Raw genomic sequence first — 17391 nt, 5'->3', positions numbered from 1 at the left:
TACCAGAAATTAGAATATTCAAAAATGATATATCATTGATGTAAAAAACATCATAAGCTTTATGAATGTTCTATGATAAAGAAAAAAATCCTGCCCGAATGTGCAGGATTACTATAAAATATCAAATAGTGTTGCCGAAATGCCCTTCGTTGTCAGCGCTTCCCATAATTCAGTTTCCGTGACTTGGCCCTGAACAGCCAAATTTTCATCTACTACAATGACAATGTAGTATTGTTCAGGTTGAAAAAGCCGCATTACTTCCTTGATGCGCATTGTACTTACAGCTGTATAATGAGCAGTAGGCATTATGCCCTTAGCAGTAAGCAATTCTTTTTTGTGAGCTAAGACGCGCATGACCCGGAAACCCGCTACCTTTGCCTCTACTCTCGCGGCAGTAAAAAGAAAAATACCGGCACCGATAAAGGTAACATTGATAGTATACGTCAAGAAAAATTCAGCAATGGAATAACTGATTAAACAAAAACTGACGGCCATGCTTATTTTAACCACAGCTGCAGTAGCCTTGCCATAGTCCCAAATCTGGCACAGCCACGCCCGGAGAATACGGCCTCCATCTAAGGGCAGCGCTGGTAAAAGATTAAAGCAAGCAAGCATAATATTTACCTTCAGGAAAAAGCCCCATTCTTCGTGAAGGTAGGCATACTCGGTCATAATCATATGCGTCATTGCCGCTAAAACCAAACTGCATAACGGACCGGCAACAGCAATTACCATATCCTGCATGGGAGCAGCTTCATTAAGGCGCTCGATTCGTGCGACTCCGCCAAAAGGAAGTAATTCAATTTCCCGCACCTTAAACCCCAGCAGGAAAGCAGTGCCGGCATGAGCAAGCTCATGACAAATGATGGCAAAGAAAACGATTACTACCTTCCCCAGCATTCCTACCATGGCAAATAAGCCCAACAGCACTAAAAACCAGTTGTTTAATATGATTTGGATTCCTGCCACCTTTCCGGTGTGCAAACCTTCACTTCCCTTCTTTATTTGGCAAGTTAGTTGGGAAATCTCCCTTAAGCCGGCTCATTGGATCAATAGGCTTACCTTTTTCCCGTATTTCAAAATACAAAGCAGGTCCTGCCGTCATACCTGTTTTACCTGATTTTGCTACAATCTGCCCCTGGCTGACCATATCTCCGGCATTTACTAATGTCTCCCCAAGATGCCCATAAAGCGTGTCAATCTCTTGACTATGCTCAATAATCAATGTTTTACCAAACTGAGCACTCTCTGATATTGCTTTTACCTTTCCTGACGAAGCAGCTTTTACATTTGTACCTGGAAACGCCTCAAAATCGATACCCTCATGCATCATTTCCTGCTTTAATACAGGATGAGTCCACCAACCAAAGGGAGCTATTACTTTTCCTTCAATGGGCTTTGACATATAAAGCAGTGGATCGGCAGGCTTGGAAACTGTTGTTTGAACCCGTTTTAACACCATCGTATTAAAGCCTTGCGGCGCATAAGGGGCTAAGCGTTCCGCTATATAACCAAAATCCGTCTCAAAAGTTAATACATAGCGAATACCACCCGTCACTGTTTTACCAATTGCAGTATCCGAAACTTGAGCAATATAACCAACCGTAAAAATGAGTGCTGCAACGACAAGCTTTTTCAACCAGGTGTAATCGGGTTCTTCGTCATATTGCCAATGATAATCCCGGGCCGACTCACCCCACCGGGTATCTTTTTTCAATTTATTTAACAGCTTTGCCATGATTCATCCCCCCACATGCAATGGTCGCCCTTAGTAAAAAATATATGATCAATACCGGTAAATAGACCAAAAAAGTGCACAAGCATAGCTTGTGCACTTCTAAAACTTCATTATTAAAACATGATTTTTTGTCGTCGCATATAAATATTCAGCAAGATTCCAATACTGATAAGATTTGTTGTAAGCGCGCTCACACCATAACTCATAAGTGGTAAAGGAATCCCTGTAACTGGCATAATTCCTGCGGTCATCCCAACATTAACCAAAACATGAAACGTCAGCATTGATGTAATACCGGTCGCTAATAAGGTACCAAAATTATCTTTTGCAGATGCAGCAATTTTAACTCCCCGATATAGCAAAACCAGGTAAAGCAGTAAAATAATTGCCGATCCTATAAAGCCCAATTCTTCGCCAATAACAGCAAAAATAAAATCAGTATGATTTTCCGGCAAAAAATTCAACTGACTCTGGGTACCGCTGAATAATCCCTTCCCAAATAACATTCCTGACCCAATAGCAATCTTAGATTGAATGATATGATAGCCCGATCCAAGTGGATCGACATTAGGGTCGATAAAGACGGTCAATCGCTGTTTTTGATAATCCTTTAAGAAGTGCCAAAAAATGGGCAAGATGGCTGTCCCGGCACCAAAAATCATCATCAGATGGCGAATACTGATACCCGCAATAAAAATCATTCCAAACAAAATCGCCATAAATACAAGCGATGTTCCCAAATCAGGCTGCTTAAGAACCAGAAGAAAGGGTATACCTACGTAAATAAACACAGGCAATATCTCCCGAAAGGAATTAAGCTGGCCAATCCTTTTTTCAAGCATACTCGCCAAACAAATAATCATAATCAGTTTGGAAAACTCAGAAGGCTGCAGGCTTATGGGGCCAATTTGAATCCATCGCTGCGCCCCCAGAGCCGATGTTCCTACAAACATAACAGCTAACAACATCGCAAGGTTCGTCCAATAAAAGAAATTAGCGTATTTGGACAACACCTTATAATCCATATGCAGCATAAGAAAAATAACAATTATATTGGCAATAGCAAAAATCCCCTGCCGCTGTACATACCAATATCGATCTTCACTCGGATTATTAATATGCGTGGCACTGCCAATAATGATAAGACTTATCAAAATAAGCAGGGCTGTAACTGCAATAACAACAAAATCCAAATTCTTCAATAAACGCCGGTTGAGCATAATAAGCTTCTTCTCCGTCTATCTACATTATCTAGGGCTTGCCTGATAACTAGCAGGCTGACCAATGGCGAGCGATTTTTGCGCCAGACGAGATAAAATTTTGCAGGAATAGCGGCTCCTATTTCAAAAAATTTTAATGAAGTATGGCACAAAAAGCGCCGTCAGTGGGTGGTCAGATAGTTTTCAGACACGCCCTAATTCATTATAATCATATTTTACCGCTTAGTCCAGTTTTCTTTCAGAATAAGAAGGCACAGACCCTGTCGTCTGTGCCTTCTACTTTACTCATTCATCGTTATATTGCGCTTCATGCGGTTAACAGGAATATTCGCAACCAAAGCAACCGAGGAGTTAGAACTTGTCAAATTAACTTCCATATCCTTTTCATTGATCTCCATATAATTCGAGATCACTTTAATCATATCATCTTTTAAAATTTCCATAAACTGCGGCGAGACGTTGACCCGGTCATGCACCAGGACCAGACGAAGCCGTTCTTTGGCAATATCCTTCGATCCACTATTTTCTTTGGAAAACAATCGGTGAATTAAATCAAACATACCTATTCTCGCCTCCTTTAAAAACCAAATATTTTTTTCAGTCTATGTAATAATCCATCTTCAACCTGCATTTCCATGAGCGGCACGTTTTCACCGGTTAACCGGCGGACAATATTTTTATATGCAGTACTAGCAAGGGATGTCGGATTTACTACAGCTGGTTCTCCGCGGTTAGTAGATACAACAATGTATTCATCTTCCGGAATAATTCCCAACAAATCGATTGCCAGTATTTCAATAATATCATCAATGTTCATCATATCACCTTTTTTCACCATATGAGGGCGAATGCGGTTTACGATGAGTTTAGGGTTGCTTTTTCCTTCCGACTCCAACAGCCCGATAATACGGTCAGCATCACGAACTGCCGAAACTTCAGGAGTAGTAACAATAATCGCCTTATCCGCTCCGGCAATGGCGTTTTTAAAGCCTTGCTCAATACCAGCCGGGCAGTCAATAAGGACATAATCAAACTCTTGCGCTAAATCAAGGCATAATTGTTTCATTTGTTCCGGATTAACAGCATTCTTATCCCGTGTCTGAGCAGCAGGCAGCAAGTATAAGGTTTCATAGCGCTTATCTCTGATCAGCGCCTGCCTTAAACGACAGTTGCCCTCTGTAACATCAACTAAATCATAAACAATTCGATTCTCTAATCCCATAACTACATCCAGATTACGTAAACCAATATCAGCATCAACTAAAACTACTTTTTTTCCTTGCAGGGCAAATCCTGTCCCCAGGTTCGCAGTTGTGGTAGTTTTCCCCACACCGCCTTTGCCGGACGTAATTACAATAACTTCACCCATGATAGCTATTCCTCCCCTAAAGTCGCCGGCTCAATAATGATATGATGATTATCAATACGTGCAGTTTCCACATAGGTCGATATATCCAGATAGTCCGGTGCCCGGGCAATAAGTCCGGCAATACGCAGTTGGCTGGCAATCAGCCGTTTTGCTGTAATGGTGGCTTCCTCATTACCATAAGCACCGGCATGGGCTACACCCCGACAAGTGCCTAAAATAGTAATATTGCCACCTGCGATAACCTCTGCTCCAGGATTGACGTCTCCATCAATGATAACCGATCCATCGTGAATCAGCTTTTGCCCTCCCCGCAAGGTACGCGGTACAATAAGCGTTTCATGTACATGACGTTCAAGCTGAGCAGGAACATGCTCGGGCACCTCCAGCTCCTCTTCCGGTGCATAAGTCTCGTTGCATTCTGCACATTGCAGCCCATAATGGGCTAATAACCCAGCTAATTCCTCCCGCTGTTCCCCATTTAAAAAACTGAGGGCTGCAGGTACCTTTACCGTAGTGCCGGCAGTAAAAAAGTCTGCCGCTTCATCTAATTTTGCTTTCAGCTGATTAAGGATATAACCGAATTCAACTGACTGATTAATGATTAATCGAATACCATCGCGGCTTCCTTTAAACATTACTGCGTCATGCATGCTGTCTCCTAAATTTTACCACAAATCATCTCTTATTTGTCAACTAAAATTCGCTATTTCATCCAACTATTCCTGCAAAAATGCAAAAAAAGAGGAATTACCCCCTTTTTTTACACCTGAAATATACACTTACAAAGCGGTTTGTGTTTTATACACTCTGCTTGCCTCTGTTTGCTGCTGGTTAATGTTAAAGGCTGCTTCCAATATCTTCTTCGCAATAGGTACCGCCGATGACGCACCATAGCCACCTTGCTCAACAATAACGACAACAACAATTCTTGGATCCTCATAAGGACCGTAAGCAACAAACCAGCCGTGATCATCTCCGTGAGAATTCTCAGCAGTACCGGTTTTACCGGCAATAGATATCGGAAAGCCCCGAAAAGAATCACCTGCTGTACCGCCTTCTTGTGCTACTTCCCGGAGAGAATCACGAACCAGATTGAGTGTTTTGCTGGAAATATCAATTTTGCCAACTTCCTCAGGCGCAAAAGTTTTTGTTACTGAACCGTCGGGAGCAGTGATTTTACTGACAAGGTATGGCCGGTAACGATGGCCGCCATTCGCAATCTCACCTAACATAACAGCGATTTGCAACGGTGTAGCCAACTGGAAGCCCTGTCCGATAGCAGCATCGAAGGTTTCTGATAAATACCAGTCTTCTTCATATACTTTCTCTTTGTAGCGCCGGTTGGCTACAAGTCCATTGCTTTCTCCTGGCAAGTTAATGCCGGTATAAGTACCAAGGCCAAAAGCACGGGCATACTTCTCAAGATTATCAATTCCCAGTCGATTGCCCATTTCATAGAAATAAACATTATCCGACTTAGCCAGAGCTTCCCGGAAATTAATCCAGCCCAAAGCTTCCCCACCGGCATTCCCTTTTGGAATAATCCAGTGCGTGCCTGTATCCAAAATCTTTTCTTCAGGTGTTACTTTCCCTAATTCGAGAGCTGCGGTACCAGTAACAATTTTAAAAGTAGATCCTGGTGGATATTCGCCCGAAATAACTTTATTATCCATTGGATGGGAAGGGTTTTCATTAATCAGCTTCCAGTCTTTTGTGGAAATACCTACAGCAAACAAATTAGGATTAAAGGTAGGCCTGCTGACCATTGCTAAAATTTCACCGGTTTGCGGGTTCATAGCTATTGCTGCAGCCGCCTTCGCATTAACAAACTCCGTCTTTGTCTGTAAGTATTTTAATTGCTCGTCAATAGCGGCTTCAGCTGCTTTTTGAATACGGTAGTCTACAGTAAGTGTAAGACTACTGCCCGGTATAGGTTCTTTTTTCCCTAATTCCTGTACAGGTCTTCCCGTCACATCAACTTCTACCTGGCCGCCGCCATCAATTCCCCGCAATTCTTTATCATAAACCCGTTCCAAACCAAACTTGCCAATAATATCCCCTTGTTTATACCCTTCAGACTTTCTTTTTTCCAATTCTACATCATTTATTTCGCTTACATAACCAAATGCATGGGCCGCCAGTTCATTGTTAACATAGTTGCGTATAGGCTGTATTTCAATTGCCACTCCCGGCAATTCACTACGCCGCTCTTCTATCTTCGTTACGATATCCGGCCCAATATCAGTCTTAATGCGAATTGGTTCAAAAGCCCCATTATTCTGTTGAATTTTAGTACGAATATCGGTTTCATTCATTGCCAAAATAGCAGCTAATTTCCGGATGACATCATCTGGAATTGGACCGCTTATCGGCACTAAAGAAACAGTAAATCCAGGACGGTTAGATACGAGAGCCACTCCATTGCGGTCATAAAATACCCCGCGCGGTGCCATAATAGGTATTAGGCGAATGCGGTTGCCGTCTGCCAACCTTTCATAATATTTGCCTTGCACTACTTGTAAATAGCCCAATCGGCTAACAAGAGCGACAAAAACAATAAAAACGATCAGACCAAGGACATCGAATCTTTGATTCACTCGTTTTGCCAGCATGACAACAACCCACTCTCTCAATGATTAACAAACAAGGATAAGAGCAACCATATGGTTGCTCTTACGCCCTCAAAACTCAAGCACAATAAGCATTAACTTTACGTATTGCTTTAGCAAAGATCTGGTGCATAGGAATTGCCATAGCCATATTATATAGGGTTATGGGAAGAACAGTGTGCACGATCGACGTAGCAATATCTATTTTATAGCCACTCAACATAACAAAGCTCATGACAATTGCACTATTTAAAAGTGTTGCTAGCAAAAGTGCGAGTACCGGTAGTAAAATGTTCTCCTTAAAGACTTTCCGCTCAGCTAGACCGAACAAATAGCCAACAGCCATTTTTGCCAATAGATTGAGACCAAAAACATTACCGGATGCCAAATCCTGCAGGAGACCGGCAAAAAAGCCAGCTCCTACTCCAGCTTCTTTACCATAAAGCAAGCTGGCTGACACTACCACGATTAGCAGCAAATCCGGACGGATTCCCTGTATGGATAGTGACGGCATAACAACAGCCTGTACAATCAGTGTAATAAAGATAAAGGCTCCCCAAACAATCGCCCTCATTGCCCTATCCCCTTTGAGGACTGAGCAGGATTCTGCTCAGGATTTAGAGGAGTTGGCGTCGAATTCGGCAATACAGGTGCTGCCTCACGCGAGCGGATGATAACTAAGACCTCTTCTAGTCTATCAAAATCTACAGCAGGGTTCAAGACGGCATATTTTAACAAGCCGCCTTCTTCATTAACGATATCTGTTACTTCCCCCACTAGTAGTCCTTTAGGATAAATTCCGCCAAAGCCGGAAGTAATAACTTTATCACCCCTGATAATATCTGCATCGCGTGACAAATTCACCATATGTGGCGACATCGGTCTTGCGCTGTTGCCCTCCACAATGGCTGCCACTCTCGATTCGGGACGCTGGATAAGCGAACCGACTGCACTTCTGGGATCAAGAATAAGCTGCACTTTCGAAGTAGTAGCAAATACTTGTATTACGTTTCCCGCAAGGCCTTGTGGAGTAACTACCGGCATATCTTTTGACAAACCATCATTAGAACCTTTATTAATGATCATAATGTTTGTCCAGGCTCCCGGATCACGGGCAATCACCGCGGCAGTTACAAAATCAAACTGAGGAACTCCTTTTTTGTAGTCCAGCATTGTACGTAAGCGAAGGTTCTCTGCCATAATTTCGGTGACATTTAACTCGCTCTGTCTCAGCTGATCTATTTGTTCCCGCAGAACCTGATTATCACGGTATACCACAAAAAGCTGTCCCGTCGAACTGGTAACACTCTGTAAGCCATAAGACATTCGGGATACTAGTGCTTCCACCGGCGCTAGAGCGGTTGTCACAAGCTGTTCAACAAAGGTGAGTCGATAAATACTGCGGCCCGCAAAATTCGCCAGCAAAAAGACGGTTAATACAGCCATCACCAAGATGACCGCCTTTTTGTTTAAGAATCCCACTTTACAGGCCCCTTTCTCCTAATTTTTTAGGTGTCATAAGTACCCGCTTCAATAGATCAAGTGTTTCGAGTGCCCTGCCTGTACCAATCGCAACACAGGACAGTGCATCTTCAGCAATATGCACCGGCATACCGGTTTCTTTATTAAGCAGTGTGTCTAATCCACGAAGCAATGAACCACCACCGGTCATTACAATGCCACGATCCATAATATCAGATGCAAGCTCAGGAGGAGTTTTTTCCAACGTTACCTTAACTGCCTCAATAATCCCAAAAACCGGTTCATTTAATGCTCTTTGAATTTCAGTTGCCCTGATAGTCAGTGTCTTGGGCAGACCTGTAACCAAATCCCTTCCCCGGATATCCAACGTTTCATCAACAACAGGAGGAATTGCAGAACCTATCGATATTTTTACTTCTTCTGAAGTTCTCTCACCAATCATTAAGTTATAGGTTCTCTTAATATATTGAATGATTGCTTCATCCAACTCATCCCCGCCTATTCGAATAGAACGGCTGGTAACAATACCACCTAGTGAGATAACAGCTACTTCAGTAGTACCGCCACCAATATCGACAACCATATTTCCTGTAGGTTCATGAACAGGTAATCCTGCACCAATCGCAGCAGCCATTGGTTCTTCAATCAGATAGGCTTCTCTGGCGCCAGCCTGAATAGTCGCATCAATAACAGCCCTTTTTTCTACTTCGGTAACACCGGAAGGAACACCCACAACTACTCTGGGACGAATAAATGACTTTGTATCAATTGCTTTGCGAATAAAATACTTTAACATGGCTTGGGTTACATCGAAGTCAGCTATTACACCATCTTTCAAGGGACGAATAGCAATGATATTCCCCGGTGTACGGCCAATCATCTGTTTGGCCTCTTCACCAACAGCAAGCACCTCTCCGGTATCACGCTGAATAGCCACTACTGACGGTTCTCTTAGCACTATACCTTTTCCTTTTACATGGACCAGCGTATTAGCCGTCCCAAGGTCTATGCCCATATCACGAGAAAATGATCCAAAAAAATTCACCATAAAAAAACATGACTCCTTTCATAAAAGCAGCCGACGTGTATGATTGCTTTTCAATACTGTTATAGTATACCCTTTTCTTTTAAGCTAACATACTTACCGTCTCCGATAATTACATGATCTAATACAGAAATATCTAGTAAATGACCTGCTTCCACCAATTTTTTAGTCAAAGAAATATCTTCAGCACTAGGGGCAGGATCACCACTGGGATGATTATGAACAAGAATAACAGAAGCCGCACTATAATTGATCGCTTCACGAAATAATTCGCGAGGATGAACGATGCTGGCATTTAAGCACCCCACCGAAATAACCGGTGTACTAAGCACATGATTCTTTGTGGATAGCATAATAGCAACAAACAGCTCTTTCGGCTCATAGCGCAACCGTGGCATCATTAGCCAAGCTGCATCCTGAGGTGAGCGAATAATAACCTTGTCACCGGCTCCGAGCATAGCCATTCGCTTTCCCAATTCAACAGCTGCAGTAATAGTAACCGCTTTTGCAGCTCCAATACCTTTAACCCTGCTGATTTCTCTAGGTGTTAATCGGCCTAGAGCAGTCAGGCCACCATTCTCAAATTGTTCAAGAACGCGTTCTGCCAAACGCATAACCGATTCATTTGCTGTCCCTGTACGAATTAAAATAGCCAGTAACTCAGAATTACTAAGCGCTTGTGGACCCTTTGCAAGCAGTTTTTCACGGGGCCTTTCATCTTCTGGCAGTTCCTTCATCATCAAAGGCTTTACAGATGTCATAGCAACACTACACCAACCTTAGACATAAGTCGGGCCAGCGTTACCAGAGGCAGGCCCACTATATTCGTGTAACAGCCACAAATGTTTTCGACAAGCAAAGCTCCAACGCCTTGTATTGCATAGGCGCCAGCTTTGTCTTCAGGTTCACCGGTGGCAATATATCGTTCAATTTCAGTTGCCGTAAGCGTACGGAATTTGACAGTGGTTATTGAGCAATCCGTCATAATCAGATTATCACGAACTACGGCCAGCCCCGTAATAACCAGGTGTTCCTTACCGGACAAACTGGTTAACATGCGGCACGCATCGTCCCTGTCAACTGGTTTTCCAAAAACCTGTCCATCAAGAACGACTATAGTATCAGCGCCAATAACAATATCACCGGCATTCGCCTTTGCCGCCACAGCACATGCTTTGCCTTTCGCCTGTGCAACAGCCAATTCATCCGCAGGCAGATCTATTGTATTATCTTCAACAAAATCACTTGCCATTATTGAAAATGAGCAGCCAATTTGTTCTAATAATTGCTGCCGGCGAGGAGAAGCGGATGCAAGTACGATTGCCATGAACATTCCTCCTAGAAGCGTCGAAAAAGAGCAGCTGCAGCTACCATGCCGAGAAGGCTGATTAAATTCGGGTAAAGAGCAAAACCAATTACAAATTTAATGACATAAAGGTTAATGGTAACCGGAAGCAAATCAAAAATCAGAAATTGCTTTACCAAGTAAGGTGCTACGCCAGCGAGCAGGGTTGAATCAGCAATAATTTCACCGATAATACCGCCTAAAACTGCGCCGGTAATCAAAAACAGCGCCAGCATACCAAAACCTTTGTTACTACCGCCTCTCATTAGTATACCTCCATCTCAGTTTCAAACACTGGTGCTTCATCAGACTTCTACAAGAAGAAACAAAAATCCTCTCCTAATGAGGATTTTTATGTTTTTATCATTGTTTTTCGACTAAAAAAAAAGCGCCTGATCGATTTAAAAAAGCTGCAGCACATAAGCCGGTAGCAATGCCTGTCGGTAAAGCAAAAAGCGTCAGCCACGGCAAGTACCATAATACTCCATAATTGGAAACCAGCTTTGATGCAATAACTAATTGAAGACTGTTATGAACAAAGGCGCCTAGTACACTAATTCCGACAATAGAAAGGCTTGGGCGCCAATGCTTCCAGGCAAGACCCATTACCAGTAAACTGCCAACAGCACCGGACAAGCTCATCACAAAGGTCGGCCCTAAAAATACGCCACCGGCTACTGAACCAAGAAGCACCCTGCCAATTACCACATACAGCGCATGACGCCAGCCGAAATAGATCAGGGCAATCAATGATATTACATTTGCCAATCCCAGCTTAGCCCCCGGCACAGGAAGCGGCAAAGGCAGCCAGTTTTCAATGATATGAAGCACTGCGGCGATTCCAATCAATAATCCTAGCAGAATAGTTGATCTGGCTGACATTCTTGTAACCTCACAATACTTTTTGCTGCTGGGCTCTTCTCCCTTCTATTGTACCTCATCCTTCCTACCATAACAACGGACAAAGAAAAATGCAGCGCTATTTTTTCAGCGCTGCATTTTTCTTAAATAATACCTTCAATATGTAGCATCATTTGTGCAATAAAAGTAGCAAAGACAAATGTGCCTGTATAAACAGCTAGTGCCACAACCACAATCCGCCATGACATCTTCTTAAACATAGCTAAATCTTTTCCCACCGCTAATCCCGCATAGGCGAGAATGGGCGTGCAAAGTGCCAAAAAATCAATTTTCCCGGTAAAAGCCAAGATATCCTTGGCAAAAGGCGATAACGGAGAAGTTGAAGTTATAGCAATAATAGAAATCCAAAATACCATGGGAAGTTTCAAGGGTATGATGCGTGCGAAAGCAATGCCAGCTAATGTAATTCCCATCATGATCAGATAACCGATGACGGCATCGATGAGAGGCATCTTATAACCAATGGTATTGCCTGCTACCGTCATAATTCCCATTAGAGTAAAAATCTTTATTATTTCAGTCCACTTCATTTTGCAACTTCCTCCTTATCTGAGGCTGTATTCTGCCTGCCTAATATAGGAGTAAGAACTTTGTATAAGTAATTAGTAATAGGCAGCGACACAAAGAGACTAAAATAAATACCAACAATAGTAGTCAATAAATTGCTTGCTCCAGCATAAAGCAATATCTCATTGGCATATTCCGGAAAAACGGCCTTGATAGCACCCGAAGCAGCCGCCATCATACTTCCTGAACCAACGCCTGCTCCCATTGCAAGTGCAAAAGGATGGAAGATCTTCAAAGCTGCCAAATATCCGGCTAGCAGCCCCAGCCATACGGCGCCAAATAAAGTCCCGCAGATATAGACCGACATAACGCCCCGGCCTTCAGGTGAATCAAGGCCATATTTTTCTGCGATAATCGCAATATTAGGCTCCCGATCTATCGAAAAAGTTGCTCCCACAGCTTCTCTGCCTAAGCCTAATAAAATTGCAATTGGCAGCCCCAAAATAACAGTACCAAAAAAATGTCCAACTTCCTGCAGAGAAAGTGCTAAGCCTGATTTCACCAGTTTATCCATTGATGGACCAATAATAACTCCTAGTTTGGCAACTAATATTAATGTAGTCATACTAAGCACAGCTGAGGCTTTATTCATTTCCTCCAGTTTGACCATCTTTAATCGCGGCCAGCTAACAATTCCGCCTAAAATCATGGCATAAAGCATCGGTAAAAATAATAGCACTCCAGGCCCCAAAGGCACCTTTTTCGTCCCGATAAGTTCACAAATAACTACAATCAGGAACGCACAAATATGAATTTTTCCATTTTTTAATACACTCATCCGCTTCCTCCTTAATGGCTTATTATTACAATTACATCTACTTTCCATGAAGACAATAGTACTATGCATAAACACAAGTGTCAACATTATTAAAGAATACTTTCATAAATAAAGTAATTACTGATTTTTCTAACGAAGGAACCCGTTATATATATAGCGAAGTAGTTTTATCATTATTGTTTTAGAGGTGACTGTTATGAACATAGTAGAGTTAAAAAACCTTGTTTGCCAAGTAATTGATAAACATGCTGACAAAATTATTACATACGCTCAACAGGTAGAAGCACATCCTGAATTAGGTTTTAAAGAAACGAAAACAGCCCGGCTTACGGCCGATTTCCTTGCCGACCTGGGCTACTCCTGCCAGGAGGGCTTGGCGTTAACCGGCATTAAAGCCAGACTCAAACCAGATACGGAGGGACCTAATATTGCAATTTTGGGAGAGCTGGATGCTGTTATTTGCCCGGACAGCGCTAAGGCCGATCCGTATACAGGAGCGGCTCATACCTGTGGACATCATGTGCAGCTCGGTGTACTAGTGGGTACGGCCCTGGGATTGAAGATAGCAGGTATTGCCGATGCTTTGCACGGCAATGTAACTTTCATGGCTGTGCCGGCTGAAGAATACATTGAGATTGCTTATCGGCAAAAATTGCGGGACGAAGGCAAAATCCACTTTCTTGGGGGAAAACAAGAATTAATTTATCGGGGAGAGTTTGACGATATTGACATGGCGATGATGGTGCACTCTGCTAAGAACGCACCAAAGGCCTCCATCTCTATTGGACAATCAAGTAATGGATTTATAGGCAAAACTATTCAATATATGGGGAAAGAGGCGCATGCTGCCGAAGCTCCGGAACAAGGCATCAATGCATTAAATGCGGCCATGATGGGTTTAATGGGGATTCATGCCCTTCGGGAAACTTTTCAGGATCAGGATAACGTTCGAGTCCACCCCATTATAACGAAAGGCGGCGACTTAGTGAACAGTGTGCCTGCTGACGTCAGACTGGAAACATATGTACGGGCAAAGACCATGACGGCCATTGATGCTACTCATCAAAAGGTAGACCGGGCTTTAAAAGCGGGCGGTGATGCAATCGGAGCTCAAACAATAATCAAAACCTTGCCCGGTTATCTTCCGCTCCATTGTCCGGAAGCAATGAATGATCTTTTTTCTGCTAACGCCCGCCATTTTATACCTGAAGATCATATTATTCAGGTAGGGCACTTTGGGGGATCAACTGACATGGGCGATGTTTCCCATTTAATGCCAACCATCCATCCATATGTAGGGGGTGCAACGGGTTCCCTCCATGTGCGCGATTTTACTGTTGTCGACTATTACGCAGCCTGCATTCTGCCTGCCAAAATTATGGCAATGACTATCATTGATCTGCTTGCCGCTGAGGCAGAGCAGGCACAAACTATTCTCACTAACTTTAAGCCCTTATTGACCAAAGAAGAATATATTAACCTGTTAGACAGTTATTCCATATAACACAATAACACAAAAAAGAAGGAAATCGGCCAAGCCGATTTCCTTCTTTTTTATCGCACACTACTCTTACCCGGCGACTCCTGTTTGCCGGCAAGAAACACAAACAGCCTCCACGCTAGCTTGATTCTCAGATCCCGGAACAAGCCCTAAAACTGCAGGCCTAATCGCTTTTGTAGGACATTTAAGCAAACATCGGGCATCACTGCATAGGGTATGACAAATATCCGGATTCACAACTGCCAGGTTATTTTCCATTTTTATTGCACCATGCGGACATTCACGCATGCACAGAGAACAGGCTATACAGGCTACCGTACAAGCTTTGCGAGCCACTACCCCCTTATCTTTGGAGTTACAGTTAATACGAACACTAGCTGTAAGCGGCATCATAGCTATAACATGTTTCGGACAAACTGTTTCGCATTTGCCGCAGCCAGTACATTTAGACGGATCAATGATTGGCAACCCTTCTGCACTCATTGTCATAGCATCAAAGGGACAGTTTTGAACACAAGTGCCTAACCCTAGGCAGCCATGCTTACAAACCTTTTGTCCGCCAAACATCAAATTTGCTGCAACACAATCACGAACTCCTTCATAGTGGTAGGCTTTCACGGCTTTACCTTCACTGCCGGCACATCTTACCTGTGCAATACGAGGTTCAATTTCCGCTGCTGCTTTACCAGTCAGCTCTGCCACAGCTTTGGCAATTGGCTCTTTACCAGGTATGCATAAGTTAGGAGAAACCTCCGGATTCAATACAACCGCTTCTGCATATGCCTGACAGCCAGCATATCCGCATGCTCCACACTGCCCTTTAGGAAGCACATCTTCCACAATATGAATCAATGGGTTAATTTCAATAGCAAACTTACGGTTTGCATAGGCTAAGATAAAGCCGAAAACTAATCCCAAAGTTGTTAATACTACTAAAATCATCACTGAAGTACCCATTTCTCTCCTCCTCCAACACTGCAACGAGCGCTATAATGGAATCATCCCCGAAAACCCGAAGAATGACAATGCCAGCATTCCTGCCAAAATAAATGCAATCCCTAAACCATTCAACGATTTAGGTACATCGGCATATTGCAGTTTTTCCCGCAGGCTGGCCATTAAAACAATTGCCAGAGCAAAGCCTGCTCCCGAACCAATCGCATGGACCACACTTTTGGCAAAAGTAAAATTGGATTCTGCATTTAAGAGCGGCACGCCAAGTACGATACAATTAGTGGCAATCAGCACCAAATAAATTCCCCACATATTGTATAAAGCAGGAGCATGCTTTTTAATAATCATTTCCGTAAGCTGTACAAAGCTTGCAATTAATACAACAAAAACAATTGTTGTCAGAAACGTCAGCTTAAATGGATGCAAAACATACGTATACACTACCCAGGCCAAAATTGAGCTTAGCGTCATAATCGACGTAACAGCCATTCCCATCCCAATGGAAGCATTCAAATTCTTTGATACACCAAAGAAAATACATAGTCCTAAAAAGCGGGTCAAAACAAAGTTGTTTACAATAACAGCGCCCATAAAGAGTGTAAAATACTCACCCATTATCCTTCACTCCTTTGTACACCTATTGTCGGCATAATAACAGCATTATTTTTAGCTGCTTTTTGTTTATCTTGATACTCTGTGAGCAAATTAAATCCGCCTATCATCAGCCCCATAAGCAAAAAACCTCCTGGAGCAAGAATCATGATCAATGGCGGATCATAAGCTGCCCCGAAGATTTGTATTCCCCCTATACTGCCTGATCCAAAAAGCTCACGGATAACGCCAATCAACAGCATCGCACCGGCAAAACCCGCTCCCATACCCAATCCATCAAAGAAAGAGGGAATAACAGGATTTTTAGCTGCAAAAACCTCTGCCCTGGCTAAAATAACGGCGAATACCACGATTAATGCCAGGTATATCCCCAATTCGCTGTACAGAATAGGCATATATGCTTCCATTACAAGCTGCACCAATGTCACAATAGTGGCGATCGAAGTGATATATACCGGTACACGGACTTTAGGGTTAACCCAGTGCCGGAAGGTGGAAACCACTACATTATTCGCAGTGATAACAAACATAACTGACAACCCCATACCAAGCGCATTAATAACAGTCGATGTAACCGCAAGGGCCGGACAAAGACTAAGAGCAAGCCGGAAAATGGGGTTTTGTTCAAATATTCCTTTATAAAAAATATCCCACAATTTCATTATTTCCACCTCACTTCTTTTGCGCGGCATATGCAGCTACCTGTTCAACCGCTTCCCGGATTCCTTTAGTGACAGCACGTGATGTGATTGTCGCTCCTGTCAGAGCTTGAATATTCTTATCGGACGGCACCTTCACTACTTCCATTTCCTGTGCTGCCTTCCCCGCAAATCGCTGACGAAATTTAGGATCAGCAGCTTTGTCACCAAGTCCTGGAGTTTCATTATGGGCCAAAATTTTATAATCAAGCATTTTCCCCTCAGGAGTAACTGCGGCCAGCATGCGAATCGTTCCGCCATAGCCTTTGCTATCAGCAGGGACTACATATGCTAATGTTTTACCGTCTTTTTGTGCAGCATACCAGTCCATTTTACCCTCGATTGCTTGGAAAGTCTGAGCATCTGCTACTAATTCCTTCATTGCCCGGTTTTTCAGGTTAACTCTCTCCTGGGCAGCGATAGGAGCAGTGATGGAATAGGTACCGGCAATAATAGCGCCAGATAAAAGACAGGCAATTGTCAGGTTGATGCCGATTTTAAATATACTGTTTTGCTCATCTTGTCCGTGTCCGTGTACTGCTTCAGCCATCC

General features: G+C 43.1%; 21 protein-coding genes. 1 reads left to right on the top strand and 20 read right to left on the bottom strand.

Going from position 1 to position 17391, the window contains the following annotated elements; all coding sequences use genetic code 11:
* Positions 1-111 precede the first annotated feature (111 nt).
* From RTR76_RS03000 to RTR76_RS02925, 16 genes are all read right to left on the bottom strand, one after another.
* Positions 112-984 carry a site-2 protease family protein gene (locus RTR76_RS03000; RefSeq protein ID WP_312516554.1) on the bottom strand — a complete coding sequence of 291 codons (873 nt, stop codon included), beginning with the start codon at positions 982-984 and terminating at the stop codon, positions 112-114.
* Positions 985-988: 4 nt separating this feature from the next.
* Positions 989-1738 carry a M23 family metallopeptidase gene (locus RTR76_RS02995; RefSeq protein WP_312516552.1) on the bottom strand — a complete coding sequence of 250 codons (750 nt, stop codon included), beginning with the start codon at positions 1736-1738 and terminating at the stop codon, positions 989-991.
* 113 nt (positions 1739-1851) lie between these two features.
* The gene (gene rodA, locus RTR76_RS02990; protein WP_312516550.1) at positions 1852-2958 is read right to left on the bottom strand and encodes a rod shape-determining protein RodA; all 1107 of its coding nucleotides are present in this window, start codon (positions 2956-2958) and stop codon (positions 1852-1854) included.
* Between the two features lie 281 nt (positions 2959-3239).
* A complete protein-coding gene (minE, locus tag RTR76_RS02985; protein ID WP_312516548.1) occupies positions 3240-3518 on the bottom strand; it encodes a cell division topological specificity factor MinE in 279 nt (92 codons plus the stop codon).
* Between the two features lie 17 nt (positions 3519-3535).
* Entirely contained in the window at positions 3536-4327 is a 792-nt protein-coding gene (minD, locus tag RTR76_RS02980) for a septum site-determining protein MinD (protein WP_312516546.1), read from the bottom strand.
* A gap of 5 nt (positions 4328-4332) precedes the next feature.
* Complete coding sequence (minC, locus tag RTR76_RS02975) at positions 4333-4977, bottom strand: septum site-determining protein MinC (RefSeq protein WP_312516544.1); 645 nt, start codon at positions 4975-4977, stop codon at positions 4333-4335.
* Between the two features lie 129 nt (positions 4978-5106).
* Complete coding sequence (mrdA, locus tag RTR76_RS02970; RefSeq protein ID WP_312516542.1) at positions 5107-6939, bottom strand: penicillin-binding protein 2; 1833 nt, start codon at positions 6937-6939, stop codon at positions 5107-5109.
* Positions 6940-7015: 76 nt separating this feature from the next.
* Positions 7016-7510, bottom strand: a complete 495-nt coding sequence (gene mreD, locus RTR76_RS02965) for a rod shape-determining protein MreD (protein WP_312516541.1) — start codon at positions 7508-7510, stop codon at positions 7016-7018.
* Positions 7507-8418: a rod shape-determining protein MreC gene (gene mreC / locus RTR76_RS02960; RefSeq protein ID WP_312516539.1), complete on the bottom strand. Its 912-nt coding sequence runs from the start codon at positions 8416-8418 to the stop codon at positions 7507-7509. The genes mreD and mreC overlap by 4 nt, the downstream gene beginning before the upstream one ends.
* A gap of 1 nt (position 8419) precedes the next feature.
* Positions 8420-9466: a rod shape-determining protein gene (locus RTR76_RS02955; RefSeq protein WP_312516537.1), complete on the bottom strand. Its 1047-nt coding sequence runs from the start codon at positions 9464-9466 to the stop codon at positions 8420-8422.
* Positions 9467-9525: 59 nt separating this feature from the next.
* Positions 9526-10224, bottom strand: coding sequence for a DNA repair protein RadC (gene radC, locus RTR76_RS02950; protein ID WP_312516535.1), 699 nt, complete (start codon positions 10222-10224; stop codon positions 9526-9528).
* Positions 10221-10790: a Maf family protein gene (locus tag RTR76_RS02945; protein ID WP_312516533.1), complete on the bottom strand. Its 570-nt coding sequence runs from the start codon at positions 10788-10790 to the stop codon at positions 10221-10223. The genes radC and RTR76_RS02945 overlap by 4 nt, the downstream gene beginning before the upstream one ends.
* A gap of 11 nt (positions 10791-10801) precedes the next feature.
* Positions 10802-11074, bottom strand: coding sequence for a DUF4321 domain-containing protein (locus tag RTR76_RS02940; protein WP_312516531.1), 273 nt, complete (start codon positions 11072-11074; stop codon positions 10802-10804).
* A 97-nt stretch (positions 11075-11171) separates the two neighbouring features.
* Positions 11172-11690 carry a Gx transporter family protein gene (locus RTR76_RS02935; RefSeq protein ID WP_312516529.1) on the bottom strand — a complete coding sequence of 173 codons (519 nt, stop codon included), beginning with the start codon at positions 11688-11690 and terminating at the stop codon, positions 11172-11174.
* Between the two features lie 122 nt (positions 11691-11812).
* Positions 11813-12259, bottom strand: a complete 447-nt coding sequence (locus tag RTR76_RS02930) for a hypothetical protein (protein WP_312516527.1) — start codon at positions 12257-12259, stop codon at positions 11813-11815.
* Positions 12256-13074, bottom strand: coding sequence for a DUF3100 domain-containing protein (locus RTR76_RS02925; RefSeq protein ID WP_312516525.1), 819 nt, complete (start codon positions 13072-13074; stop codon positions 12256-12258). The genes RTR76_RS02930 and RTR76_RS02925 overlap by 4 nt, the downstream gene beginning before the upstream one ends.
* Positions 13075-13270: 196 nt before the next feature.
* Between RTR76_RS02925 and RTR76_RS02920 the strand changes: the two genes are divergently transcribed.
* Entirely contained in the window at positions 13271-14578 is a 1308-nt protein-coding gene (locus tag RTR76_RS02920; protein ID WP_312516523.1) for an amidohydrolase, read from the top strand.
* Between the two features lie 66 nt (positions 14579-14644).
* Here RTR76_RS02920 and rnfB read toward each other — a convergent pair whose 3' ends face one another.
* The 4 genes from rnfB to RTR76_RS02900 are packed head-to-tail and all read right to left on the bottom strand — an operon-like array spanning position 14645 to position 17389.
* Complete coding sequence (gene rnfB / locus RTR76_RS02915; RefSeq protein WP_312516521.1) at positions 14645-15532, bottom strand: RnfABCDGE type electron transport complex subunit B; 888 nt, start codon at positions 15530-15532, stop codon at positions 14645-14647.
* Between the two features lie 30 nt (positions 15533-15562).
* The gene (locus RTR76_RS02910; RefSeq protein ID WP_312516519.1) at positions 15563-16144 is read right to left on the bottom strand and encodes an RnfABCDGE type electron transport complex subunit A; all 582 of its coding nucleotides are present in this window, start codon (positions 16142-16144) and stop codon (positions 15563-15565) included.
* Entirely contained in the window at positions 16144-16803 is a 660-nt protein-coding gene (locus RTR76_RS02905) for an electron transport complex subunit E (RefSeq protein ID WP_312516517.1), read from the bottom strand. The genes RTR76_RS02910 and RTR76_RS02905 overlap by 1 nt, the downstream gene beginning before the upstream one ends.
* Before the next feature lie 10 nt (positions 16804-16813).
* A complete protein-coding gene (locus RTR76_RS02900) occupies positions 16814-17389 on the bottom strand; it encodes an RnfABCDGE type electron transport complex subunit G (protein ID WP_312516515.1) in 576 nt (191 codons plus the stop codon).
* Positions 17390-17391 lie beyond the last annotated feature (2 nt).

Origin of the sequence: Anaerospora sp. (assembly GCF_032013335.1) — a bacterium.
Lineage (GTDB): Bacteria > Bacillota > Negativicutes > Sporomusales > DSM-15969 > Anaerospora.
Note: the sequence above shows the minus strand (reverse complement) of the source record. Positions and strands in the feature narration are given on the sequence as shown.